The sequence below is a fragment of the Streptomyces hoynatensis genome, from assembly GCF_003626535.1.
GTDB classification, from domain to species: Bacteria; Actinomycetota; Actinomycetes; order Streptomycetales; family Streptomycetaceae; genus Streptomyces; species Streptomyces hoynatensis.
Genome location: NZ_RBAL01000033.1, coordinates 18,212 through 41,060, shown reverse-complemented (window position 1 = coordinate 41,060; position 22,849 = coordinate 18,212). Strand labels below are relative to the sequence as shown.

Below are 22,849 nucleotides of genomic sequence, written 5' to 3'. Positions count from 1 at the left end.
CGTGGATGAACCGGGGGTGGCTGTGGATGGCGCGCGGTCGTCCACAGCGGATCCACAGCGGAGCGCGAGTTCTCAACAGATCCATCCCCAGATTCGGGAGGGTTCTCAACAGGCTCTGTGCGCCCGGGCTGTGACCTGATTCACTCCTGCCGGTGAGAGGGCGCGTTGGGTTGCCGAACAGTGGACAAGGCTGTGGATTGCCTGTGCACAACTCCCCTTTTCCTGTGGGCGGCCGGTGGACAACTTCTTCCGCCCCATCCGTCACACCAGCCCCGTCCACAGTCTGTGGAAGTCCGCAATCCACATTTCCACACGCACCTCACCTGCGGGAACGCCCGCTTCCCCGGCGCCCTGTGGACGGAGTTCTGGACAACTCCGGCCGCCCACAGGGTGTGGACGGCCGTGGCCGGGCGATTCTGTGGAGAACTGCCGCCCACGGGGCGGTAATCGAACGGCGCCCCCGCGGCGTTCCCCGCGGCGTTCGGGCGGCTTCCCGAGGCGCCGCGGGGGCGCCGCGGGGGCCGAGGCACGGCGAGGTGCGCCGCGGCGTGGGCAGGGGGGCGGCGGCGGGCGGCCGTGGGGTGCGTGGGGACGAGGGCGGGCGGCCGTGGGGCGCGTGGGGGCGTGCAGCGCGTGGGGGCGGCCGGCGGTGGCGTTGCGGGCGTGCCGAAGCGCAAGGGGGCGCGGGTCCGCCCGGGCCCGCCCGGGGGCAGGGGTCCGCCGGCGCTCAGCCGTTCTTGATGCGGTTGGTGAGTTCCGTGACCTGGTTGTAGATCGAGCGCCGCTCCGCCATCAGCGCCCTGATCTTCCGGTCCGCGTGCATGACGGTCGTGTGGTCCCGGCCGCCGAAGTGCTGACCGATCTTGGGCAGCGAGAGATCGGTCAGTTCCCGGCACAGGTACATCGCGATCTGCCGGGCGGTGACCAGGATGCGGCTGCGCGAGGAGCCTTCGAGATCGTCCATGGTCAGCCCGAAGTAGTCGGCGACGGCCGAGGAGATCGCGTCCGCGGTGATCTCAGGGGTGGCGTGCTCGCCGCCGGGGATCAGGTCCTTCAGCACGATCTCCGTCAGGCCCAGGTCGACCGGCTGCCGGTTGAGGCTGGCGAAGGCCGTGACCCGGATCAGCGCGCCCTCGAGCTCCCTGATGTTGCGGGAGATGCGGGAGGCGATGAACTCCAGCACCTCGGGGGGCGCGTTGAGCTGCTCCTGCACCGCCTTCTTGCGCAGGATCGCGATCCTCGTCTCCAGCTCGGGCGGCTGGACGTCCGTGATCAGGCCCCACTCGAAGCGGTTGCGAAGCCGGTCCTCCAGGGTGATCAGCTGCTTGGGCGGCCGGTCGGAGGACAGCACGATCTGCTTGTTGGCGTTGTGCAGGGTGTTGAAGGTGTGGAAGAACTCCTCCTGCGTCGACTCCTTGCTCGCCAGGAACTGGACGTCGTCCACCAGCAGGATGTCCATGTCGCGGTAGCGCTTGCGGAAGGCGTCGGCCTTGCCGTCCCGGATCGAGTTGATGAACTCGTTCGTGAACTCCTCCGAGCTCACGTACCGCACCCGGGTGCCCGGGTAGAGGCTGCGGGCGTAGTGGCCGATGGCGTGCAGCAGGTGCGTCTTGCCGAGCCCGGACTCGCCGTAGATGAACAGCGGGTTGTACGCCTTGGCCGGCGCCTCGGCGACCGCGACCGCGGCCGCGTGGGCGAAGCGGTTCGAGGCGCCGATCACGAAGGTGTCGAAGAGGTACTTCGGGTTCAGCCGCGCGGTCGGCTCGCCGGGGCCGCCCGCCGGGGCCGGCTGGGCGGGCACCTGCCCGGGGGAGCCGCCGTACCGGGAGGGCTGGTCGAAGGACTGCTGCTCGTACGGCTCGGGGCGGCCGTAGGGCGCGTACTCGGGAAGCTGGGCCGGGGGCGTGGGCTGCCGCCAGTCCGTGCGGTCGTCGGGGCGGGGGGCCTGCGGGTGGTCGGGATAGGCGGGCCTGGCGACGGGGCCGCCGTACGCGGGGCCGCGGTAGCCCTCGTGCCGCGGCGGCTCCGGCTCGTGCCGCGCGGGCTGCGGGGGGGCCGGCTCGGCGGGAGCCTGCTGCGGCGCGTGGGCCGGCGGCTCGGGCGGCGGCGCGGTCACCGTGATCGCCAGCCGCACCGGCTGGCCGCACTCCCGGCTGAGGACGTCACTGATCAGGGGGGCCAGCCGGCCCTCGAGCACGCTTTTCGCGTATTCGTTCGACACGCCGAGGAGCGCCGTGCCGGAGACGAGGGCGAGGGGCTGGCAGTCCTGCAGCCAGCGGTGGTCCTTGCTCTCCAGGCGCTGACCGTCGGAGAGCATCGCTGTCAGTGCCCGTGGCCAGACCGCGGCAAGATCTACTGGTAGGTCGGCCACGAGGCACGCTCTCTCACTCGCCGAGGTGGCGCTGGCTTGACGGGCGCCCGCGGCACTGCGCGCCGGGACGGTCGGGACGTCGGGTGATCGGTGTCGAGTTCAGTCACGGTAGTCAGGCCGGTGCGCGCACATCAAGTCGTTGTCCACAGGGTGTGTACAACCGGCCGCCGGGCGAGTTTGACCGGCAGGACGCCTCCCGCGTACCGTTGCCAGGTCGAGTCGTCGACGGCTGCTGCCGCCTGCCTATCGATGGCCGCCTCAGCTGGGGCGTCGCCCTCCGTAGGTCGTCAAGGGGGCTGACTCGGGCGTTGCGAGCTCCTCGTGGGCGCACGGTGACAGCTGTTCGGCGGGCCGTACCTCATCGGTCTTCGGTCTGTCTCGATCTGGTTCGATCATCTCGATGTGTCCAGGCGGCCCGGCTGCCGGGGCACCGAAGAATTGTGGGAGTCCCCGAGTGAGCAAGCGCACCTTCCAGCCGAACAACCGGCGTCGCGCCAAGACCCACGGCTTCCGGCTGCGGATGCGGACGCGGGCCGGCCGCGCGATCATCGCGAACCGCCGCAGCAAGGGCCGCGCCCGCCTGTCGGCCTGACGTGCCCGACCACAGGTCCATGCGGTGCTGCCCCCCGAGAACCGGCTGAGGCGGCGCGAGGACTTCGCGACCGCGATGCGTCGAGGGCGCAGGGCCGGACGCCCGCACCTCGTTGTCCATCTGTGCGATCAACTGAGCGCCCAGCTGCGCGGTGCAACGTACCCGCACCCGGCAGGAGAGACCCCCTCTCCGCCGCGTGCGGGTTTCGTCGTGAGCAAGGCCGTGGGGAACGCTGTGGTCCGCAACCTCGTGCAGCGACGGCTGCGCCATCTGATACGGCCCCGGTTGAACGGGCTGCCCGCCGGTAGCCTGGTTGTTGTGCGGGCCCTGCCTGGTGCGGGCGATGCCGCCTACGATCAGCTGGCCCGGGAGCTCGATGCCGCGCTGGCGCGGCTGCTGGGAGGGGTACGGCCATGAAGTACCCACTGCTGCTGTTGATCAAGCTGTATCAGTGGACCGTCAGCCCGCTGCTGGGTCCGGTCTGCCGTTACTACCCGTCCTGCTCGCACTACGGGTACAGCGCGATCGACCGGCATGGGGCCGTCAAGGGGACGGCTCTGACCGCGTGGCGCATCCTGCGCTGCAACCCCTGGTCGCCCGGTGGAGTCGATCACGTTCCTCCCCGTAAGCGTCCGGTCTGGCATCAGCGCCTGCGCGATCGCCTGCGGCACCGGACGCTCGCCGACGCCTCGCCCGGGGGTGCCCCCAACAATGCCCAAGGAGCCTGACCCGTGGGAACGATCAATACGATCCTCAGTCCCCTCTATATCGCTGTCTCGTGGATCATCGTCCAGTTCCACGCGTTCTACAGCCTGATCTTCGATGAGGACAGCGGCTGGGCCTGGGGCCTGTCGATCGTCTCCCTGGTGGTCGTGATCCGGATCTGCCTGATCCCGCTGTTCGTCCGGCAGATCAAGGCAACGCGGAACATGCAGGCGCTCCAGCCGCAGATGAAGAAGATCCAGGAGCGCTACAAGAACGACCGGCAGCGTCAGTCCGAAGAGATGATGAAGCTGTACCGGGAGACGGGGACCAACCCGCTCGCGAGCTGCCTGCCGATCCTCGCGCAGTCGCCGTTCTTCATCGCGCTCTTCCAGACGCTGAGCCACATCTCCAACGACAAGACCGTGGGCGTGCTCACCCAGAGCCAGGTCGACAGCGCCCGGCAGGCCACGATCTTCGGGGCCCCGATCGCCTCGCGCTTCATGGACGGCGCGGACAAGCTGGCCGAGCTGGGCGCCTCGCTGGGCACCGTCAGGACCGTCACGATCGTCATGATCGTGCTGATGTCGGCCTCGCAGTTCTTCACCCAGCGGCAGCTGATGACGAAGAACGTGGACCTCTCGGTGAAGTCCCCGTTCATGAACCAGCAGAAGATGCTGATGTACATCTTCCCGCTGATGTTCGCCGTCTTCGGCGTGAACTTCCCCGTCGGCGTGCTGATCTACTGGCTGACCACCAACGTCTGGTCGATGGGGCAGCAGCTGTACGTGATCCAGCGCAACCCCACCCCGGGCAGCCTGGCCTACAAGCAGCGCCAGGAGCGGCTGCGCAAGAAGGGCATCGGCGTCGAGCAGCCCGCCGCCACCGACGCCGGCAAGGCGGCGGAGGCCGCCAAGACCGCCCGCGTGCAGCCCAAGCGGCAGACCAAGGCGCAGCGCCAGTCGGGCACCGGCCAGCAGCCGAAGAAGCAGGCCCAGCCGGGGCAGCGGCCCGGCACCTCGGGACAGCAGAACCGGCAGGCCCAGCAGAGCCAGAACGGCGGGCAGGCCCGGCAGAACGCTCAGGGGCCGCGGGGGCAGCAGTCCAAGAAGCAGCAGGCCAAGAAGGCCCCGTCGGGCAAGTCCAAGCCGTCCTCTTCGAACAGCAAGAAATAAGAAGGAGCCCCACCCGTGACCGACACCACCTCGACGGCCTCGCCCGCCTCCACCTCGGAAGAGGAGGCCGGCGACAACCTGACCCGCCTGGAACAGGAGGGTGAGATCGCGGCCGACTACCTGGAGGGGCTCCTCGACATCGCCGATCTCGACGGCGACATCGACATGGACGTCGAGGGCGACCGGGCGTCGGTGTCGGTCGTCGCCGACGGCCAGTCCCGGGACCTGCAGAAGCTCGTCGGCCGGGACGGCGAGGTGCTGGACGCGCTCCAGGAGCTGACCAGGCTGGCCGTGCACCGGGAGACCGGGGAGCGCAGCAGGCTGATGCTGGACATCGCCGGGTACCGGGCCCGCAAGCGGGAGAAGCTGACCGTGCTCGGCACCCAGGCCGCCCAGCAGGCCAAGGAGGCGGGCGAGCCGGTGAAGCTGAAGCCGATGACGCCCTTCGAGCGCAAGGTCGTGCACGACGCCGTGGCCGCGGCCGGGCTGCGCAGCGAGTCGGAGGGCGAGGAGCCGCAGCGCCGCGTGGTCGTCCTCCCGTGAGCGCTCTTCCCGGTGAGGGACGGCCGGAGCCGAATCCGCCGTCCCCGCCCGAGGTGGCCCGGGAGATCTTCGGCGAGCGGTTGCCCGATGCCGTCAGGTACGCCGAGCTGCTCGCCGAGGCGGGCGTCCGCCGTGGCCTGCTCGGCCCGCGCGAGGTGCCGCGCCTGTGGGAGCGGCACCTGCTGAACTGCGCCGTGCTCTCCGAGGTGGTACCGGAGGCCGTCACCGTCTGCGATGTGGGCTCCGGGGCCGGACTGCCCGGCATCCCGCTCGCCCTGGTCCGTCCCGACCTGCGGATCACGTTGCTGGAGCCGCTGCTGCGGCGCACCACCTTCCTCCAGGAGGTGGTGGAGCTGCTCGGCCTCGAGGAGCAGGTCTCGGTGGTGCGCGGGCGGGCCGAGGAGGTACTGAACAGCTTCGCGCCGGTGCACGTGGTCACCGCGCGGGCGGTGGCACCGCTGGACCGGCTCGCCGGTTGGGGCGTGCCGCTGCTGCGGCCCTATGGCGAGATGCTGGCGATCAAGGGGGACACCGCGGAGGAGGAGCTCCGGCGGGCACGGGCCGCCCTCGGCAGGCTCGGCGTGGTGCACAGCGAGGTGCTGCGCGCGGGGGTCGGCCTCGTCGAGCCGCCCTCCACGGTGGTGCGCGCCGAGGTCGGGGAGAGCCCGGGTGGCGTGAGGTTCGCGGCCAAGCGTGCCAAGGCGGCGCGGCGCGGAAACCGGGCCGGGCGCGGGGCTCGCTGAGCCCACGTGGGGACCCGGGGGCGGGTTCGTCCGATGCGACGGTAAAGAGCCGCAGATCGTCCCGAGGCGGAGTGTCGTTCCGCGAGGCGGCGGCGGCGATGGGCATCGTGTTTCACGTGAAACGCCGCTCGCTGCTCCAGGGAATCATCAGCCGAGGCCGAGCCGCCGCCGAGCCGCGCGAACGTCGCCCTCGCCCCACCTCACCCACACGTGTGCCTCCGGTATCCACAGACGGCCGGCTATCCACAAGTAATCCCTCCTCGGTGGTTCACACCCCCCAGGACATGGCAGGCTTTGAACTCACGAAGGCTGCGCGTGTCGAGGAGAGTGAACCATTGCGGTCCGACGCCAACATCGCTGGGCCGACGGCCGATCCGGTCCCCGGCCCTCGGTCCGAATCGGCGGATGCCCCGGGGGGAGCGGTCGACATCGCCCCCGGCGCGCCGCCGCCCACAGGCAACGCCCCGGTCGGCCGGGCGGCCCAGCTGGCGGTCGAGGCCATGTACCGGTCCCGGGGGAGCCTCCCCCGGCCGGACGAGACACGGATCATGGTCGTCGCCAACCAGAAGGGTGGCGTGGGCAAGACCACCACGACGGTGAACCTGGCCGCCTCGCTCGCCCTGCACGGCGCCCGGGTCCTGGTGATCGACCTGGACCCCCAGGGGAACGCCTCGACCGCCCTCGGCATCGACCACCACGCCAAGGTGCCGTCGATCTACGACGTGCTGGTCGAGAACAGCACCCTGTCCGACGTGGTCCAGCCGGTGCAGGACGTGGAGGGCCTGTTCTGTGCCCCGGCGACCATCGACCTGGCGGGAGCCGAGATCGAGCTCGTCTCCGTGGTGGCCCGGGAGAGCCGGCTGCAGCGCGCCATCAACGCCTATGAACAGCCGCTGGACTACATCCTGATCGACTGCCCGCCCTCGCTCGGCCTGCTGACGGTCAACGCCCTGGTGGCCGGGGCCGAGGTCGTCATCCCGATCCAGTGCGAGTACTACGCCCTGGAGGGCCTGGGACAGCTGCTGCGAAACGTGGAGCTGGTACGAGGGCATCTCAACCCCCGGCTGCACGTCTCGACGATCCTGCTGACCATGTACGACGGCAGGACCCGGCTCGCCTCGCAGGTGGCCGAGGAGGTGCGCAGCCACTTCGGCACCGAGGTGCTGCGGACGAACATCCCGCGGTCGGTGCGCATCTCCGAGGCGCCCAGCTACGGGCAGACGGTGCTCACCTACGACCCGGGCTCCAGTGGATCGCTGTCCTACCTGGAGGCGGCCCGGGAGATCGCCCTGCGGGGCGTGACGTCTCAGCATGTTCTGCCGCAGCAGGAACAGCGCGGTCCGGTGGAGGGGACACAGTGAGTGAACGACGTAGGGGCCTCGGCCGAGGGCTTGCCGCGCTGATCCCGGAGGCGCCTCAGGCGACCGAGGCGCCGCGCGAGGAGTCGGGAGCCTCGCTCTCGCCGGGCTCCGTGCCGGTGCTCACCCAGGAGCGGGGCATGGCGGTGCCCGGTTTCTCGGAGAGCACCGAGCGGGAGGCGGCTTCACGTGAAACATCGCCGCAGGAGCGTCCCCCGGAGCCCGCGGGGGCCGAACGCGGCGTGGTCGGGGCGCACTTCGCGGAGGTGCCGATCGACGCGATCACCCGCAACCCGCGACAGCCGCGGGAGGTCTTCGACGAGGACGCGCTGGCCGAGCTGGTGACCTCCATCAAGGAGGTCGGTCTTCTCCAGCCGGTGGTCGTCCGGCAGTTGGGCCCGGAGCGCTATGAGCTCATCATGGGCGAGCGCCGGTGGCGGGCCTGCCGCGAGGCCGGCCTGGAGAGCATTCCGGCGATCGTCCGGGCCACCGAGGACGACAAGATGCTCCTCGACGCCCTGCTGGAGAACCTCCACCGGGCACAGCTGAACCCGCTGGAGGAGGCCGCCGCCTACGACCAGCTGCTGCGTGACTTCAAGTGCACGCACGACGAGCTGGCCGAGCGCATCGGCCGCTCCCGGCCGCAGGTGACGAACACCCTGCGGTTGCTGCGGCTCTCGCCGCAGGTGCAGAACCGGGTCGCCGCCGGCGTGCTGTCCGCGGGACACGCGAGGGCGCTGCTGGCGGTGGAGGACGCGGAGGAGCAGGAGCGCCTCGCCAAGCGCATCGTCGCCGAGGGGCTGTCGGTCCGCGCGGTGGAGGAGATCGTCACCCTCCAGTCCAAGGAGTCGAAGAAGAAGCCCTCGCGCTCCCGCGGCCCCCGGGCGGGGAAGCTGATCTCCCCCGCGCTGGACAGCCTCGCCGGGCGTCTCTCGGACCGCTTCGAGACGCGGGTGAAGGTGGACCTGGGGCAGCGCAAGGGCAAGATCGTCGTCGAGTTCGCGTCCATGGAGGACCTGGACCGCATCCTCACCCAGCTCGCGCCCGGTGAGGGCCCGGTGCTGGAGCGCGGCCGGGCGGAGGGCGAATCCGCGGAGGACCCCGCCTGAGGCAGGAAATCAGATCCTCGCAGACGCCCCATGGATACGATGGTTCCATGGGGCGTCAGCTTGTGCCGCTCACATTGGAAAGCCTCTCCGACCTGCCCGCTCGCTGCCGCGCCTGCGCCTTCTGGGAACTGACGCCGGTCGGCGGGGCGGCGGCGGAGCGGGCGGGCCGGGCTGCGCAGGAGAAGGCGGCCTGGATCGCGACCGTCCTGCGCGAGTGGGGCTCCTGCGGCCGCGTTGTCCATGTGGATCAGCGCCCCGTCGGCTTCGCGCTCTACGCCCCACCCGCCTACGTCCCGCGCTCCCAGGCGTTCCCCACCAGCCCGGTGTCGGCGGACGCCGTGCAACTGCTGACGGCCCGTGTGCTGCCGGAGTTCGAGGGGCAGGGGCTGGGGCGCGTGCTGATGCAGACGGTCGCCAAGGATCTCCTGAGCCGGGGCGTGCGGGCGATCGAGGCTTTCGGCGACTCGCGGTGGAAGGAACCGGCCTGCGTGTTGCCGACGGAGTACCTGCGGGCGGTCGGCTTCGAGGTGGTGCGTGACCACGTCGCCCATCCGCGGCTGCGGCTGGAGCTGAAGCGGGCGATCTCCTGGCGGGCCGACGTGGAGCTGGCCCTGGATCTGCTGCTGGGCGCCAAGGCGCGCCCGGCCCTGCGCCCCTCCTGAGCCCGGGGCGGGGCGCAGGGCCGGCCCGAACTCATGACGAAGGGCCGGGTGCGTTTCACGTGAAACGCACCCGGCCCTTCGTCATGCCTTGCCGGGGGCTCAGGCGATGAACTCGTTGAGGTCCCGCTCGATGGCGGCCTTGGGCTTGGCGCCGACGATGGTCTTGACGACGTCGCCGCCCTTGTAGACGTTCATCGTCGGGATCGACATGATCCCGTACCGGGCGGCGGTCGTCGGGTTCTCGTCGATGTTCAGCTTCACGACGGTGAGCTTGTCCGCGTGCTCCGCGGCGATGGCCTCGAGCGCCGGAGCGACCATGCGGCAAGGACCGCACCACTCGGCCCAGAAGTCGACCAGCACGGGCTTGTCGCTCTGGAGGACCTTCTCCTCGAAGTCGGCGTCAGTGGCGGTTACGGTGGCACCGGCCATGGTGCATCTCCTTAAACTGTGGATCGGTGAGGGGGAGGGGAAGTCAGGCCGCGACGTCGGAGGCGACGGTCTCGGCGTCGGTCAGGGCCGCGAGGTACCGTTCGGCGTCCAGGGCCGCGGCACAGCCGGTGCCCGCCGCGGTGATCGCCTGACGGTAGGAGTGGTCGACGACATCGCCGGCGGCGAAGACGCCGGGGATGTTGGTGCGAGTGGTCGGCGCGTCCACGCTCAGGTAGCCGTCCTCGTCGAGATCGAGCTGCCCCTTGAACAACTCGACCCGGGGGTCGTGGCCGATGGCAACGAAGAGGCCGGTCACCGGCAGCTCCGAGGTGTCCCCGGTCCGCGTGTTGCGGAGCGTCAGCCCGGAGAGCTTTCCGTCGGTGCCGTGGATCTCGGCGACCTCACTGTCCCAGCTGAAGCTGATCTTCGGGTCGGCGAAGGCCCGCTCCTGCATCGCCTTGGAGGCGCGCAACGCGTCACGGCGGTGCACGATGGTGACGCTGCGAGCGAAGCGGCTCAGGAAGGTGGCCTCCTCCATGGCGGTGTCCCCGCCGCCGACCACGGCGATGTCCTGTTCACGGAAGAAGAAGCCGTCGCAGGTGGCGCAGTAGGAGACGCCGCGGCCGGAGAGCGTGTCCTCGTTGGGCAGACCCAGCCTGCGGTGCTGGGAGCCGGTGGCGACGATGACGGCCCGCGCCTCGTGGACGGTGCCGGCGCTGTCGGTGACCTTCTTGACGCTGCCACCCAGGTCCACGGAGACGACGTCGTCGGGTACCAACTCGGCCCCGAAGCGCTCGGCCTGGGCCCGCATGCCGTCCATGAGATCCGGGCCCATGATCCCTTCCTTGAACCCGGGGAAGTTCTCGACCTCGGTGGTGTTCATCAGGGCGCCGCCCGCGGTCACCGACCCCTCGAAGACGAGCGGGTTGAGGGAGGCGCGTGCCGTGTACAGCGCGGCGGTGTACCCCGCGGGTCCGGAGCCGATGATGATCACGTTGCGGACGTCGCTCACGGGATTCTTCCTTGTCTCGGGATCTCTCACCCGGGGCCCCGGCCGGGGCCCACAGTCCAGTAACGGTTCCTAGGGTCCCAGACATTCCCCGCGGCCGCTCCGGGCGACATCCGCGAGGAGCGCCGCGCTCGGCCGCGTCGTTCGGATCGCCGCGGGGCCGCCTCGGTCCGAGCGCAAGACCCTAGTCGCGCGGGTAACTCTCCTGCGCCAGGACCTCTCCGGAGGTGGGCGGGGTGGCCGTGATGCAGTCGGCGTCCACGACGTAGGCATCCACCTGGTCCGGGTCGACGCGGTGAGCGAAGACCACCAGGTAGGTCACCGCGCCCCGGTACCGCTCCTCCCCCGCGGCCAGCGGGGTCTCCCGGCGCCCGATGGCCGCCTCGACGCAGGAGGGCACCTCGGCGGGCGTGGCCTCGGCGTCGACGCCGGGCTCGGCCGAGTCCTCGGTCTGCGCCTCCTGGGAGGGGGCGGTGTCCTCCCCGGTGGTCTCCTCGGGGACGGGGGACTCCTCGCTCGGTGTCTCGCTCGGGAGGGGCCTGGTGGGCGAGGTGTCGGGCGTCGTGGGCGCCTCCAGGGTCTGGGGGGCGTCCACCTGGTCGAGGAGCTCGTGCACCTGGTCTTCCAGGGGGCGTCCGGCCAGTTCGAGCCGGCCGTGGTCCTCGGCGACGACCGCCTCGTCGGGCGCCTGCTGCCCCTCGCCGAGGGACCGAAGCCCCAGCGCGCCGGCGCCGAGGAGGACGAGAGCGCCCGCCGCGGCGAGCGCCAGCTGCGGACGCCACCACCGACGCACGTGGCCGCCCGCGGCGCTCCTGCGGGGACGGCCGGCTTCCGCTGCGGGGGACGACTCCCCTGCCTCCGTTTCACGTGAAACGGAGGACGCTCCCGGCCCGGACGGATGCCGCTCCCGATCCAGTGCCGCGTCGATGCGGGCGGCGACGTGCTCCGGGATGGTGGGCGCGGGCACGTGGGCAAGGGTGTCGCGGAGGGCGGCCAGATCGGTGCGGACCGCGGAGCAGGTCACGCAGCGCGCGAGGTGCTCGCGAAGTCGTCCTGCCTCGTCGGCGGCCAGCAGCTCCTCGTCGAGTGCGGCGATGTCCGCCGGTTCCGGGTGTGTCGCGCTCACGGCTGGCCCCCTCCTCCCCGCCAAGTTCTCGACCTACCCGAATCTCTCGCAGGTGGGACGGATGTACCTGGTGTCCGGTTCCGTCCGGAAGCCTCGTCTTCGGGGGCCCGCGGCTCGGGAGCCCGCGGATGGAGATGCCGCAGCAGGGGGAGCAGGCGGGCGCGCCCCCGGGCACAGCGGCTCTTGACGGTGCCGACGGGCGTCCCGAGGATGCGCGCGGCCTCGGCAACGGGATAGCCCTGCATGTCGACCAGCACGAGGGCGGCCCGCTGCTCGACGGGCAGCTCGGCGAGGGCGACCTGCAACTGCCGACGGAGGTCCTGGCGTTCCGCCGGAGCCGCGGCGGACTCGTGGGGCTCCATCAGGTCTTCCAGCTTCTCCGGTTCCGGCATGGGCGAGGTGCGGCGGCTCTTCGCCTTGCGCGCACGGTCCAGGCAGGCGTTGACCGTGATCCGGTGCAGCCAGGTGGTGACCGCCGCCTGTCCCCGGAAGGTGTGGGCGGCGCGGTAGGCCGAGACGAAGGCGTCCTGGAGGGCGTCGGCCGCCTCCTCGGGGTCGCCGAGGGTCCGCAGCGCCACCGCCCACAGACGGTCGCGGTGGCGGCGGACGAGTTCGGCGAAGGCGTGCTCGTCACCGGCAGCGTGCCGGGCCAGGAGATCCGCGTCGCTGTCGACGGCAGCGGCAGGCTCGCGTGGCGCACGGTCGCCCACGACGGGACCTCCCCTCTTCCCCGGCCGGCCGGTGCGGCCGGCCGATGTCGTCGGCTGCCCTGCTAGTGCGAGACGGTGATGTCGGTGATGCGGCCACGGTACTGGCCATCGTCGCTCTGCGGCAGGTCGGTGAGCCAGACGAGAACGAAGCGGGTCTCGACCGGCTCCTCGGCGCTCAGCGTGACGGTCTCTCCGGAACCGGAGGCGAGGACCTCGAAGTCGTCCGGGTCGCCGGGCGGTTCGGTCGCGTCGGCGGGAGCGGCGCGGAGTTCCATCGGGGTGTCCCCGACGGCGTTCACCGTGACGGAGCCGACCTCCTGGGTCTCCCCGAGGTCGAGGATGATGCCGAGACCGCTCCGGTAGTTCCCGAAGTGGGGGCCGTAGAAGCTCTTGGTGTGCCAGTCCGTGTCCGGATCGCCGTCGATGACATTACCCACCAACTCCGGGTTCTGCCCGCCGAGAGTGCTCTCCGGGTCGAACTCGATGCTGTCCTGCACCGCGATGGGGCCGGTCGCCGGCGGCGGCTGGCTGGGCTCGGGGGAGGGACTCGTCTGCTCGGTGGTCTTGCCCGAGCCGTCGCCCTTCAGCAGGGCGTCGGCGAGCTGCCAACTGCCCAGGCCCAGGGCGGCGATGAGCAGCGCCGAGACGCCCCACTTCAGCACGGTGCCGGTGCGGCCGGGCAGCGCGGGAGCGGCCGCCGCCGGGACGCGCACCGGGGCGGCGGGGCGGCTCGGCCCGAGGGTGCCGCGCTGGTAGGTGGTCGGCTGGAACCCGGCGAGGGCGGTGGGCGTCGGCGCGGAAGGACGGATGCGGGGCATCGCCGCGAGCGCCTCGGCCAGCTCCTGCGGGGTGGTGTACGGCGGCTTCTGACTGGCCGCGGTGGCGCCCTCGTTCACCAGGGCGCGCATCGCCAGCTCCGAGAGCCCACGGTGTACCCCGGCCCGGACCTGCTCGGGAGCGGCCAGGAAGTTGCGTGAGCCCTTGCTGAGACCCGCCACGCCCTGCAGGCCGTGAGCACCCTCCGGGTAGGGCCAGCGCTGCGTGAGGGCGGCGTACAACAGGGCGCCGATGGCCTCGGTGTCCGTGCGGCGGGGGTTGTCCGCGGTGATGCCGCGCAGGGCGGCGTCCACGGCCAGGCCGCGGATGCGGAACTGGCCGGGGCCGGTGCGCAGGACGGTTGCGGGCGTCAGCCTCAGGTGCGCCAGGTCCTTGCGGTGTGCGGCGGCCATGGCCTGGGCGACCTGGGTGGCCATGGCCTGTGCCTCGTGCGGGTCGAGCGGGCCGGTGGCCAGGACGGTGCTCAGCGGCGTGGCGTCGGCCAGCCACTCGTGGACGACGTAGACCTGCCGGCTCTCTTCCACGGCGTCCAGGACCTGGACGAAGCGCGGGTCGCCCAGCAGGGCGGTGGCGCGGGCCGCGGACAGCACGGCGGAGGCTCGTTCGTGCCCGGCGGGCAGCACGTGGACGCCGACGGCCCGGCGCAGCTTCTCGTCCACGGCGCGCCAGCTGCTGAACCCGTCCAGCCGGGTGATGCACTCCTCGAGCCGGTAGCGCCTGGCGAGCCGGTGGCCGCTGTGCAACTCGACCGGCCTCGGCGCCTGCACGGCCTTTTCCGCGCGGCGCGGGCGTGCCTCCGCGGGCCCGGCCGCGGCTTCCCCTGCCGTGGCGCCCTGGGCCTCGGGCACGGCCGTTTTCCCGGCCTCCGCCGCGGGCGCCCGGGTGGCGGGGCCCGCGGCCCCGGAGAGCTCGTCCCGGGGGGCCTCGGGCGCCTCGGCGGCCTCGCGGGCGGGGAGGGCCTCGGCCGTCGTCGGGGCGGCCTCCGCGGCGCCGGCGGCACCGGCCCCTTCGGGGGGCGCTTCCTTCGCCGGCGCCTCCGCGGCCGTTTCCTGCGTTTCCCTCGTTTCGGGTGGAGTCCCCGCCGCCTTGGCACTCGTGTTGCCGGGGCTCGTCGTGGCGCCGCCGGGCCGGGGCGTCGTGGGGGCATCGGCGGGGCCGGGTCTCGCGGGAGTCGACGGCGTCGGCGAGGCGGCGGGTCGTGCGGTGCCGTTCCTGGCCTTCGGTTTCGAGGGGGTCACCGAGGCCGCGGCCTGCTTGGCCGGTCCCGCCACGAGGGAGACGGTCTCCGTGTCCGCGCGCGTACCGTCCGCGGTGCCCTCTGGGCCTGACGTACTCGGGGCGCTGGCTTGGTCCTGCGGAGGGCTCGTCGCCGTGCTCCGTTCGGCCACCGTGCTTTCCGCCTCCCCGTTCTCGGCTGTCGGGCTGTTGACACTGCCAGACTCATTGTGCCGGTAGTCCGTCACAGTGCACGACATGTGAGTACGGCCGGAGGTTGTACGGTGCGTGGCCGGCGGGTGTCGTGCGCCCTGAGAAGCTGCGTCAGTGCCGTATGAAGGGCCTGCTCAGCGGCCGAGGCGGCCCCTGACCATCCCGATGAGGGCGGTGAGTTCCTCGACGCGCATCCGGCGGGCGGCGACGTAGAAAAGTGCCAGCAGGACGAGACCGCCGGCGGCGAGCGCCGCCAGGGAGCCCACGAGTCCCTCTCCGAGCGCGCCGAGTACCCCGAATCCGGCGAGGCCACCCAGCGCCGCCGCCGGGATGCTCGCCCCGGTCAGCCGGATGTACGTGCGCACCACCCGGGCCCCGTCCAGGTCGGTGCTCATCCGGGCGCGCAGGCGGCGCCAGGCGACCAGGACGCCGAGGGCGTAGGCGACGCCGTAGCTGAAGGCCACGCCGACGACCACCCAGCGGTAGGGCAGGAGCACGAAGCTGAGGCCGGAGAGGGCCATCCAGGCGACGGAGACGATGACCGTGTTGTAGAAGGGCGTCCTGGTGTCCTCGTAGGCGTAGAAGGCGCGCAGCACGACGTACTGGGCCGAGTAGGGGATCAGGCCGAGGCCGAACGCCATGAGGACGTAGCCGAAGGACTTGGCGCCCTCCTCGCCCGCCGTGCCGAAGAGCAGGGTGCACATCGGCACGCCGAGGGCCAGGAAGGCGAAGGCGATGGGCACGATGGCCACCGCCGAGGTGCGCAGTCCGTGGGAGAGGTCGTCGCGGACGGCGGCCACGTCCCCGTCGGCCGCCGAGCGGGACAGCCGCGGCAGCAGGGCCGCCATGACCGAGACGGTGATGATGGCCTGGGGCATCTGCCAGATGAGCAGCGTGCTGTTGTAGGCGATGAAGCCGGTGCCCGGGTAGCCCTGGTCCGCCGCCTTGTCGCCGGCCCAGGTGGTGAGCTCGGTGACGACGATGAGTCCGGCCTGGTTGGCGAAGACGAACAGCACCGTCCACTTGGCCAGCCGCGCCGCCTTGCCGAGGCCGTGGCCGCGCCAGTCGAAGCGGGGGCGGATGCGGAAGCCCGCGGCCCGCAGGTAGGGGAGCATCGCAAGGGCCTGGACGACGAGGCCGAGCAGCGTGCCCACGCCCAGCAGCCTCACCCCCTCGGGGGTGATGGTGGAGACCCCCATGTGCGAGTTGCTCTGGGTGCCGAAGACCCAGATGAACATGCCGAAGGTGAAGATGACCACGATGTTGTTCAGCACCGGGGTCCACATCATCGCGCCGAAGTAGCCCTTGGCGTTGAGGATCTGGCCGATCACCGTGTAGACGCCGGTGAAGAAGATCGTGGGCAGGAAGTAGCGGGCGAAGGTGATGGTGACCTCGTTGGCCGCCGGGTCGTCGGCGATGCTCGGGGACTGCAGCCTGATCAGCAGCGGCGCGGCCAGCATGCCGATGGCGACCAGGCCGGCGAGGGCGGCCATCACCAGGGTGAGGAGGCGGTTGGCGTAGGCCTGGCCGCCGTCCGCGTCGTCCTTCATCGCCCGGACCAGCTGGGGGACGAAGACGGAGTTGAGGCCGCCGCCGATGATGAGGAAGTAGATCATCGAGGGGAGGGCCCAGGCGACGGTGTAGGTGTCGCCGAGCACCGCGGCGCCGAGCGCGGCCACGGTGACGAGCTGGCGGATGAAGCCGGTGAGCCGGGAGACCAGGGTGCCGGCGGCCATTATCGCGCTGGAACGCAGCAGGCTCGCGGCGCGGCTGGGCCGTTTGGCGGCCGGGGGACCCGCCGCCGGGGCGGGCTGCGCGGCCGGCGGAGGACCCTGCGCGGCGGCCGCGGCCGGAGCGGCCCCCGGGGCCGCGCTCCCCCTGGGGGTCGCCTGCTGGTCGCGGAAGAGGTGTGCGAAGGCCTCGTCGACCGGCGGGCGCTCGACGGGCTGACCTGGGCCAGGCCGCTCCTGGGCCCGGCTCATCAGGTCGTCGATGTTGGTGTACTGGGTCTGCTCCGCCGGCTCTCCGTAGGAGCCCGCGCCGGGGGACCAGCCCGCCGGGCCGGGGGAAGTGGGGCCGGCGGCATAGGGATCGGGCCGGCCGTAGTACCCGGGGTCGTGGCCCGCGCCGTACGGCGGCGGGTGCGCGGCCTGGTCGTAGAAGCCGTCCTGGGCGGGGCCGGGCGGGGTGGGCGCGCCGCCCGGGTAGGGGGCCTGGTAGTAGCCCTGCTCCTGGTATCCGGGGTAGCCCTGGTGGGCGCCCGGCTGGGCCTGGTGGCCGCCGTAGGCGTCGGGCTGGGGGGCCTGCGGGTAGGTGCGCGGGTCGTAGCCGGGGTGGTAGCCGGGCTGGTCGTAGGGGGACTGGCCCGGGGAGGGGGCGTAGCCCTGGCCGTAGCCGGGGCCACCCTGGCCGGGCTGGGGCTGGGCGTAGGGGTCGTAGCCGCCGTCGTAGGGTCCCGGCTCCTGGGCCGGGGGCCGCGGGCCGTGCGCGCCGGGCTGCTCAGGACGCTCGGGCTGGTGGTCCTGCCAACCGGACGGGTCACCGCCACCCGGCGCCTGGCCGCGTTCACGGTCGTACGGCGCTTGCATCGCTACCCCACCTCAAAGGATTTCCGGGCCGGCGTCCTACGCATCCGGCTGGCAGCTCAATCGTTGCGGCCCAGCTTCTCACTCTCGGGGAGGGTGCTGCCGCTCTCCTCGTCGGTGTCGGCGGGGGTCTCACCCGCGGGAGCACCGGCCTCGGGATCCTCGGAGCCCGATATGCGGGCGGCCCGCTTGCGCTGGGTGTACATCCTGATCCCCGCCAGAACCACCAGGAGCAGCCCGCCCGCGATCACCATCATCACCGCGGAGGTGATGGAGGTGACGTCGGCCTGGAAGGTCATGGGCTCGCCGAGGGGCGTGCCGTCGGCGGTGAAGAGCTGCGCCTGGAGAACCGTCTTTCCGTTGGACCTGGCGGTGGCGGAGAGCTTCACCGACTGGCTGTGGCCGCCGCTGATGGCGACGTCCTCGGCGTCGTCGACCTGGAGGCTGAGGCTGCGGCTGGACGTGAGCCGCAGCTCGAGCCCCTGGACGTCCTGCACCAGGTTGTTCTGCACGGTGACGGGGATGGTGGCGCTGCGCCCCGAGAGAGTGATGGGGGACTTCTGCACGAGGTGGACCTGGCCGATCAGGTCGTCCAGGTCGCTTTGGACGGCCGTGCGGTACGCCTCGGCCGCCTCGCTGTCGTCGCGCCACGAGGTGGACATCTCGCGGCGGATGGCGTTGCCGACCGGGGCCGCCACGCGGTCCGGCTGGCTGAGGATGACCGTGAAGTCGTCCAGGGTGCGGTTGGTCTCACGCATGAACTGATAGGCGCTGGTGGGCAGCTCCTGGTCACGCAGGCGCTCGGGGTAGTCGCGGGCGCTGGGGACCCGGTGGTTGGCCGCCGGGTCCGGCTCGGCCGCGGCGGCGTCCGACAGGCCGGTGAGCTCGACCCAGCCGGCCTGTTCCTCCAGGGTGGTCAGGGCGGCGGCCATGGCGTCGGCCTGGGCCGCGGTGGGCATCCGCTGCGGCGCGAGGACGATGCTGCGCTGCTCCGAGGGGGCCTCCCCGGTGATCGCGAGGGTCTGCGCGAGCAGCTCCTGCTGGGCGAGCGCGGCGCTGCCGGTGCGGCTCATGTCGCCCTCGAAGAGGGTGGAGAGCCCGGCGTCGGCCACGATCGCCGAGGTGCCGCCGCCGATGGACCGCACCGCGTTGGGCGTGTAGGAGATGTCGCCCGGCCGGAGGCTGTCGCTGCGGGCGATGACGTGGTCCGCGCCGGCCGAGGTGGCCACCGAGACGATCTCCGGGTCGAGGGCGCCCTCCACCGGCCAGGCGTAGTCGGTGCTCGGCGTCACGTCCAGGACGGTCTCCACGGTGTCGGCGGCCATCGCGCTCGCCGACGTGAAGTGGCCGAGGGCCCCGCGGACGTCCTCCCCGCGGTGCGCCAGCGAGGCCACGTCGGGGTCGCCGAAGGGGAGGGCGACGACCTCCTGGTCGCGGACCGCGTTGCGGAGGGCGAGCAGGAAGGCCCTGGCCTCGTCCTGGCCGGTGCCGGCGACCAGCTCGTCGCCCTCCTCCGCGGGCACGAGGTAGCCCTCGGTCATCGCGTCGACCGAGGCGAGGAGGTCGGGATCAACGACCCAGGTCACGGGCAGCTCGGCGCCGAGCTTGACCATCTCGTAGAGCCTGCCGCCGGGGGAGATCTCGGACAGCAGGGAGTCGTCGAGGAACTCGGGGGTCTGGGTGGCGTCGGAGCCGGTGTTGGAGGTCAGGTGGGTGGTGGAGATGAGGGGCCACAGCACGGTCAGCTTCGTGGGAAGCGCGGCGCCCGAGCCGTCGGGGTGCCAGGGCAGGAGGGTCCTGCCGATGCCGAGGTTCTGGTCCCACTGCCGGTCCTCCGTGTGGCCGAGGAGCGAGACCTCGAGCTGGTAGACCCCGTCCTCGCCGAGGGTGAGCTCGGAGACGGGGACGTGGAGGACGAAGGTGCGGGACATCCCGGGCTCGATCGTGCCGATGTCCTGGCCGTGGTTGCGTACTATCGCGCCGTCCAGGACGGTGTTGCCGAAGCCGGTGCGCGCCATGGCCTCGTCCATGGCCTCGCGGCTCGACAGCGCGACCGGCTGACGGGCGGCGACCGAGCTCTCCTGGATCGGTGAGCTGCCGTCGTTGGTGAGCGTGCCCCGGATGGTGAGGGTGTCGTCCTCGTCGGGTACCTCGGGGCTGACCTCGGTGATCGACACCGTCGCCGTGTGGTCGTCGATCGCCTCCTCGGCGGGGGCCTGGGAGGGCTGGCCCGCGGCGGCCGGGCCGAGGCCGGTCAGCAGGGGGAGGACCAGCGCCGTGGCCGCCAGGGAACTCAGCCGTCCCCGGCGACTCGCCGTCCCCGCGCGCCGCCCCCGGCGGGCACGGGACGTCGTCTCGGCCACCTCTGCCACGCCTCAGCCCCGTTCCCTCGTCAGCAAGCCGCCCTCATGGTAACGATGATCGCCATGTGTCCGTGCCGGGGTTTGCGGACCCAGGACACAGCCAGGACGCAGTCGGGACACAGGCAGGACGCAGTCGGGACAATGCCGCGACACCGCCGGGGAACGCCGCGCGACGGGCCCGGGCGAGCGCGCCGTGCCGGGGCCCGGCCGGGCGGCCGGGGAGGCGGCGACCGGGCGGGGACGCCCGCCCCCGCGCCGGGCACGTACGCTGTGCTGCTGTGCCGAACGACACCAAAGACACTCGCGCCCACCGGCCCGCCCCCGAACTCGGGCAGGCGCAGCGACAGGCCGTGGGGGAGCTGCTGAGGGTCTCCCCCGTCGCCGATGATCTCGCCGAGCGTTTCACCCGGGCCGGGTTCTCGCTGGCCCTCGTCGGCGGCTCGGTGCGGGACGCGCTGCTGGGGCGACTCGGCAACGACCTGGACTTCACCACCGACGCGCGGCCGCAGGACGTGCTGCGGATCGTCCGGCCCTGGGCGGACGCCGTCTGGGACGTCGGGATCGCCTTCGGCACGGTGGGCTGCCGCAAGAGGGGCCCCGAGGCCGTCGGGTCCGGCGCCGGGGGCCGCGGCGGCGAGGAGGCGGGCCTTCGGGACTATCAGCTGGAGATCACCACCTACCGGTCCGAGGCGTACGACCGGAACTCCCGCAAGCCGGACGTCGCCTATGGTGACTCCCTGGAGGAGGACCTGCGCCGCCGCGACTTCACGGTGAACGCCATGGCGGTCGCGCTGCCGCACAAGGAGTTCGTCGACCCCTACGACGGCCTCGGGGACGTGGCGCGGCGGGTGCTGCGCACGCCGGGCACCCCGGAGGAGTCCTTCTCCGACGACCCGCTGCGGATGCTGCGCGCGGCTCGCTTCGCTGCCCAGCTGGACTTCACGGTCGCGGAGCCCGTGCGCTCCGCCATGAAGGACATGGCGGAGCGGATCGAGATCGTCTCGGCGGAGCGGATCAGGGACGAGCTGAACAAGCTGCTCCTGAGCGACCACCCGCGCAAGGGCATCGAGCTGCTGGTCGAGACGGGGCTGGCGGCCAGGGTGCTGCCCGAGGTGCCGGCGCTGCGCCTGGAACGCGACGAGCACCACCGGCACAAGGACGTCTACGAGCACAGCCTGACGGTGCTGGAGCAGGCGATCGACCTGGAGGAGGACGGTCCCGACCTGGTGCTGCGGCTCGCCGCCCTGCTGCACGACATCGGCAAGCCGCGTACGCGCCGCTTCGAGCCGGACGGCCGGGTTTCCTTCCACCACCACGAGGTGGTGGGCGCGAAGCTGGTGAAGCAGCGGATGACGCGGCTGAAGTACTCGAACGAGATGATCAAGGATGTCGCGCGGCTGGTGGAGCTGCACCTGCGATTCCACGGCTATGGCACCGGCGAGTGGACCGACTCGGCCGTGCGCCGCTACGTGCGGGACGCGGGGCCCCTGCTGAACCGGCTCCACAAGCTGACCCGGTCGGACTGCACGACGCGGAACAAGCGGAAGGCCCAAGCCCTCTCCCGGGCCTACGACGGCCTGGAGGAGCGGATCGAGCGCCTCCGGGAGCAAGAGGAACTCGACGCGATCCGGCCCGATCTCAACGGCAACGAGATCATGGAGATCCTCGGCATCCGGCCAGGGCCGCAGGTGGGGCGGGCGTACCAGCATCTGCTTGAGCTTCGCCTGGAACGCGGGCCGATGGAGCGCGAGGCGGCGGTGGCCGCGCTCAAGGAGTGGTGGGCCGCTCAGGGCTGAGCCCCGGGGCCGTTTCCGTTTCACGTGAAACAGCGCCCGCGTGCAGCCGGTGCGCGGTCACGGCGGTGGCCGCGTACAGCGCCGCCACGGCGATCACCAACGCGGCCGACCTGCCGTCGTGCGGCAGCACCAGCGCGGCCAGCCCGGCGGCGGCCACGAAGGCGATGTTGAACAGCATGTCGTAGAGGGAGAACACCCGGCCGCGGAAGGCGTCGTCGATCGAGGACTGCAGCACGGTGTCGGTCACGATCTTCGTTCCCTGGGAGACGAGCCCGAGAACGAAGGCCGCGATCAGGCCGGGCACCACCCGGAAGCCGAGCCCCAGGACGGGCACGAGGACGGCGGCCAGCAGGGCGCAGGCCGAGAACCAGCGCAGTGCGCCGAGCCGCGCCGCGGCCGCCGGGGTGAGCAGGGCGGCGACGAAGAATCCGGCTCCGGAGACGGCGACCGCCAAGCCCAGCAGCGCCATCCCGTCCTCCTCCCCGCCGTCGGTCCAGGAGAAGCGGGCGAGCATCAGCAGGGTGACGAAGAGGGCGCCGTAGCAGAAGCGGGTGACGGCCAGGGCGCCGAGCGTCCAGGAGGCCCTCGGCCGCGCGCCGAGGTGGCGCAGACCCGCCGCCAGCCCGCGGGCGGTGTCGGCCAGCGCCGTGCCCAGCCGGGGAGTGGGGGCGCCCTCGGGCGGGCCGAGCAGGGACCGGTTCATGCTGAGGGCGGCCAGGCCGGCGAGGACGTAGACCAGTGCGGCGAGCAGGAGGGCGGTGGCGTCCCTTCCGCCCTGGGAGCCCGCCACGAACTGGGCCACGAAGGCCGTGCCGGCGCCCGTCGTGGCGGCCAGGGTTCCCGCGGTGGGTGACAGCGCGTTGGCCATGAGCAGCCGATCGGCGTCCACCACCCGCGGCAGGCTCGCGGAGAGAGCCGCCAGGACAAAGCGGTTGACGGCCGTGACCAGCAGCGCGCAGAGGTAGAACATCCAGTGCGGGGTGCCCGCCAGCACGAGCGCGCTGGTGACCCCGGCCATGCCGCCGCGCAGCAGGCTCCCGTGGAGCAGGACCTGGCGCCGCCGCAGGCGGTCGAGCAGCACCCCGGCGAAGGGACCGAGGAGGGAGTAGGGCAGCAGCAGGACGGCCATGGCGGCGGCGATGTCGGCGCTTGAGGTCTGTTCCTCGGGCGAGAACACCACGTAGGCCGCGAGGCCGGCCTGGAAGAGGCCGTCGGCGAACTGGGAGAGCAGCCGGACTCCCATCAGCCGCCGGAAGCCGGAGAGGCGCAGCAGGACCCGGAGATCGGACGTCATGGCACCCCGGGGCGCGT

Annotated in this window: 18 protein-coding genes and 1 pseudogene; 10 read left to right on the top strand and 9 right to left on the bottom strand. The window is 72.1% G+C overall.

What is annotated here, in order from left to right:
• Positions 1-727 precede the first annotated feature (727 nt).
• A pseudogene (dnaA, locus tag D7294_RS30235) lies at positions 728-2,293 on the bottom strand (chromosomal replication initiator protein DnaA); the annotation flags it as partial.
• A gap of 532 nt (positions 2,294-2,825) precedes the next feature.
• Here dnaA and rpmH point away from each other — a divergent pair.
• The 9 genes from rpmH (at position 2,826) to D7294_RS30185 (ending at position 9,255) form a co-directional block, all read left to right on the top strand.
• Complete coding sequence (rpmH, locus tag D7294_RS30225) at positions 2,826-2,963, top strand: 50S ribosomal protein L34 (protein WP_016472057.1); 138 nt, start codon at positions 2,826-2,828, stop codon at positions 2,961-2,963.
• A gap of 24 nt (positions 2,964-2,987) precedes the next feature.
• Positions 2,988-3,380, top strand: a complete 393-nt coding sequence (rnpA, locus tag D7294_RS30220) for a ribonuclease P protein component (protein ID WP_120685010.1) — start codon at positions 2,988-2,990, stop codon at positions 3,378-3,380.
• Positions 3,377-3,691 (top strand): membrane protein insertion efficiency factor YidD, encoded by a 315-nt coding sequence (yidD, locus tag D7294_RS30215; protein ID WP_120685009.1) that lies wholly within the window; start codon positions 3,377-3,379, stop codon positions 3,689-3,691. Before rnpA ends, yidD begins: the two co-directional genes overlap by 4 nt.
• A 12-nt stretch (positions 3,692-3,703) precedes the next feature.
• Complete coding sequence (gene yidC, locus D7294_RS30210; protein WP_120685022.1) at positions 3,704-4,840, top strand: membrane protein insertase YidC; 1,137 nt, start codon at positions 3,704-3,706, stop codon at positions 4,838-4,840.
• 15 nt (positions 4,841-4,855) lie between these two features.
• Positions 4,856-5,383 (top strand): Jag family protein, encoded by a 528-nt coding sequence (locus tag D7294_RS30205; RefSeq protein ID WP_120685008.1) that lies wholly within the window; start codon positions 4,856-4,858, stop codon positions 5,381-5,383.
• Positions 5,380-6,126 (top strand): 16S rRNA (guanine(527)-N(7))-methyltransferase RsmG, encoded by a 747-nt coding sequence (gene rsmG / locus D7294_RS30200; RefSeq protein WP_120685007.1) that lies wholly within the window; start codon positions 5,380-5,382, stop codon positions 6,124-6,126. The genes D7294_RS30205 and rsmG overlap by 4 nt, the downstream gene beginning before the upstream one ends.
• Before the next feature lie 284 nt (positions 6,127-6,410).
• Complete coding sequence (locus D7294_RS30195) at positions 6,411-7,487, top strand: ParA family protein (protein WP_120685006.1); 1,077 nt, start codon at positions 6,411-6,413, stop codon at positions 7,485-7,487.
• Positions 7,484-8,593 (top strand): ParB/RepB/Spo0J family partition protein, encoded by a 1,110-nt coding sequence (locus D7294_RS30190; RefSeq protein ID WP_120685005.1) that lies wholly within the window; start codon positions 7,484-7,486, stop codon positions 8,591-8,593. The genes D7294_RS30195 and D7294_RS30190 overlap by 4 nt, the downstream gene beginning before the upstream one ends.
• Positions 8,594-8,640: 47 nt before the next feature.
• Positions 8,641-9,255: a GNAT family N-acetyltransferase gene (locus tag D7294_RS30185; RefSeq protein ID WP_120685004.1), complete on the top strand. Its 615-nt coding sequence runs from the start codon at positions 8,641-8,643 to the stop codon at positions 9,253-9,255.
• Between the two features lie 99 nt (positions 9,256-9,354).
• On the opposite strand, the gene trxA is transcribed toward D7294_RS30185, so the two are convergent.
• The 7 genes from trxA to D7294_RS30145 all read right to left on the bottom strand — a co-directional run bounded on the left by trxA (position 9,355) and on the right by D7294_RS30145 (position 19,751).
• Complete coding sequence (gene trxA / locus D7294_RS30180; protein WP_120685003.1) at positions 9,355-9,684, bottom strand: thioredoxin; 330 nt, start codon at positions 9,682-9,684, stop codon at positions 9,355-9,357.
• A gap of 43 nt (positions 9,685-9,727) precedes the next feature.
• Entirely contained in the window at positions 9,728-10,696 is a 969-nt protein-coding gene (trxB, locus tag D7294_RS30175; protein WP_120685002.1) for a thioredoxin-disulfide reductase, read from the bottom strand.
• A gap of 181 nt (positions 10,697-10,877) precedes the next feature.
• Positions 10,878-11,819 (bottom strand): anti-sigma factor, encoded by a 942-nt coding sequence (locus D7294_RS31730; RefSeq protein ID WP_147450944.1) that lies wholly within the window; start codon positions 11,817-11,819, stop codon positions 10,878-10,880.
• Complete coding sequence (gene sigM / locus D7294_RS30165) at positions 11,816-12,529, bottom strand: RNA polymerase sigma factor SigM (RefSeq protein WP_120685000.1); 714 nt, start codon at positions 12,527-12,529, stop codon at positions 11,816-11,818. Before sigM ends, D7294_RS31730 begins: the two co-directional genes overlap by 4 nt.
• 62 nt (positions 12,530-12,591) lie before the next feature.
• Positions 12,592-14,214 carry a protein kinase family protein gene (locus D7294_RS30160; protein WP_120684999.1) on the bottom strand — a complete coding sequence of 541 codons (1,623 nt, stop codon included), beginning with the start codon at positions 14,212-14,214 and terminating at the stop codon, positions 12,592-12,594.
• A 714-nt stretch (positions 14,215-14,928) separates the two neighbouring features.
• Positions 14,929-17,382 (bottom strand): murein biosynthesis integral membrane protein MurJ, encoded by a 2,454-nt coding sequence (gene murJ, locus D7294_RS30150; protein WP_120684997.1) that lies wholly within the window; start codon positions 17,380-17,382, stop codon positions 14,929-14,931.
• A 56-nt stretch (positions 17,383-17,438) separates the two neighbouring features.
• Positions 17,439-19,751: a DUF6049 family protein gene (locus tag D7294_RS30145; protein WP_241562731.1), complete on the bottom strand. Its 2,313-nt coding sequence runs from the start codon at positions 19,749-19,751 to the stop codon at positions 17,439-17,441.
• A gap of 269 nt (positions 19,752-20,020) precedes the next feature.
• Between D7294_RS30145 and D7294_RS30140 the strand changes: the two genes are divergently transcribed.
• Positions 20,021-21,538, top strand: coding sequence for a CCA tRNA nucleotidyltransferase (locus D7294_RS30140; protein ID WP_120684996.1), 1,518 nt, complete (start codon positions 20,021-20,023; stop codon positions 21,536-21,538).
• Here the strand turns inward: D7294_RS30140 and D7294_RS30135 are convergent.
• A complete protein-coding gene (locus D7294_RS30135) occupies positions 21,510-22,832 on the bottom strand; it encodes an MFS transporter (protein WP_120685020.1) in 1,323 nt (440 codons plus the stop codon). The two genes, D7294_RS30140 and D7294_RS30135, sit on opposite strands and share 29 nt — an antisense overlap.
• Positions 22,833-22,849: the final 17 nt, after the last annotated feature.

Bases quoted from the DNA above. Each gene is read 5' to 3' on its own strand.
- D7294_RS30135 (WP_120685020.1), bottom strand. From the start codon at position 22,832: ATGACGTCCGATCTCCGGGTCCTGCTGCGCCTCTCCGGCTTCCGGCGG.
- trxA (WP_120685003.1), bottom strand. From the start codon at position 9,684: ATGGCCGGTGCCACCGTAACCGCCACTGACGCCGACTTCGAGGAGAAG.
- murJ (WP_120684997.1), bottom strand. From the start codon at position 17,382: ATGCAAGCGCCGTACGACCGTGAACGCGGCCAGGCGCCGGGTGGCGGT.
- D7294_RS30195 (WP_120685006.1), top strand. From the start codon at position 6,411: ATGGCAGGCTTTGAACTCACGAAGGCTGCGCGTGTCGAGGAGAGTGAA.
- D7294_RS30185 (WP_120685004.1), top strand. From the start codon at position 8,641: ATGGGGCGTCAGCTTGTGCCGCTCACATTGGAAAGCCTCTCCGACCTG.
- yidD (WP_120685009.1), top strand. From the start codon at position 3,377: ATGAAGTACCCACTGCTGCTGTTGATCAAGCTGTATCAGTGGACCGTC.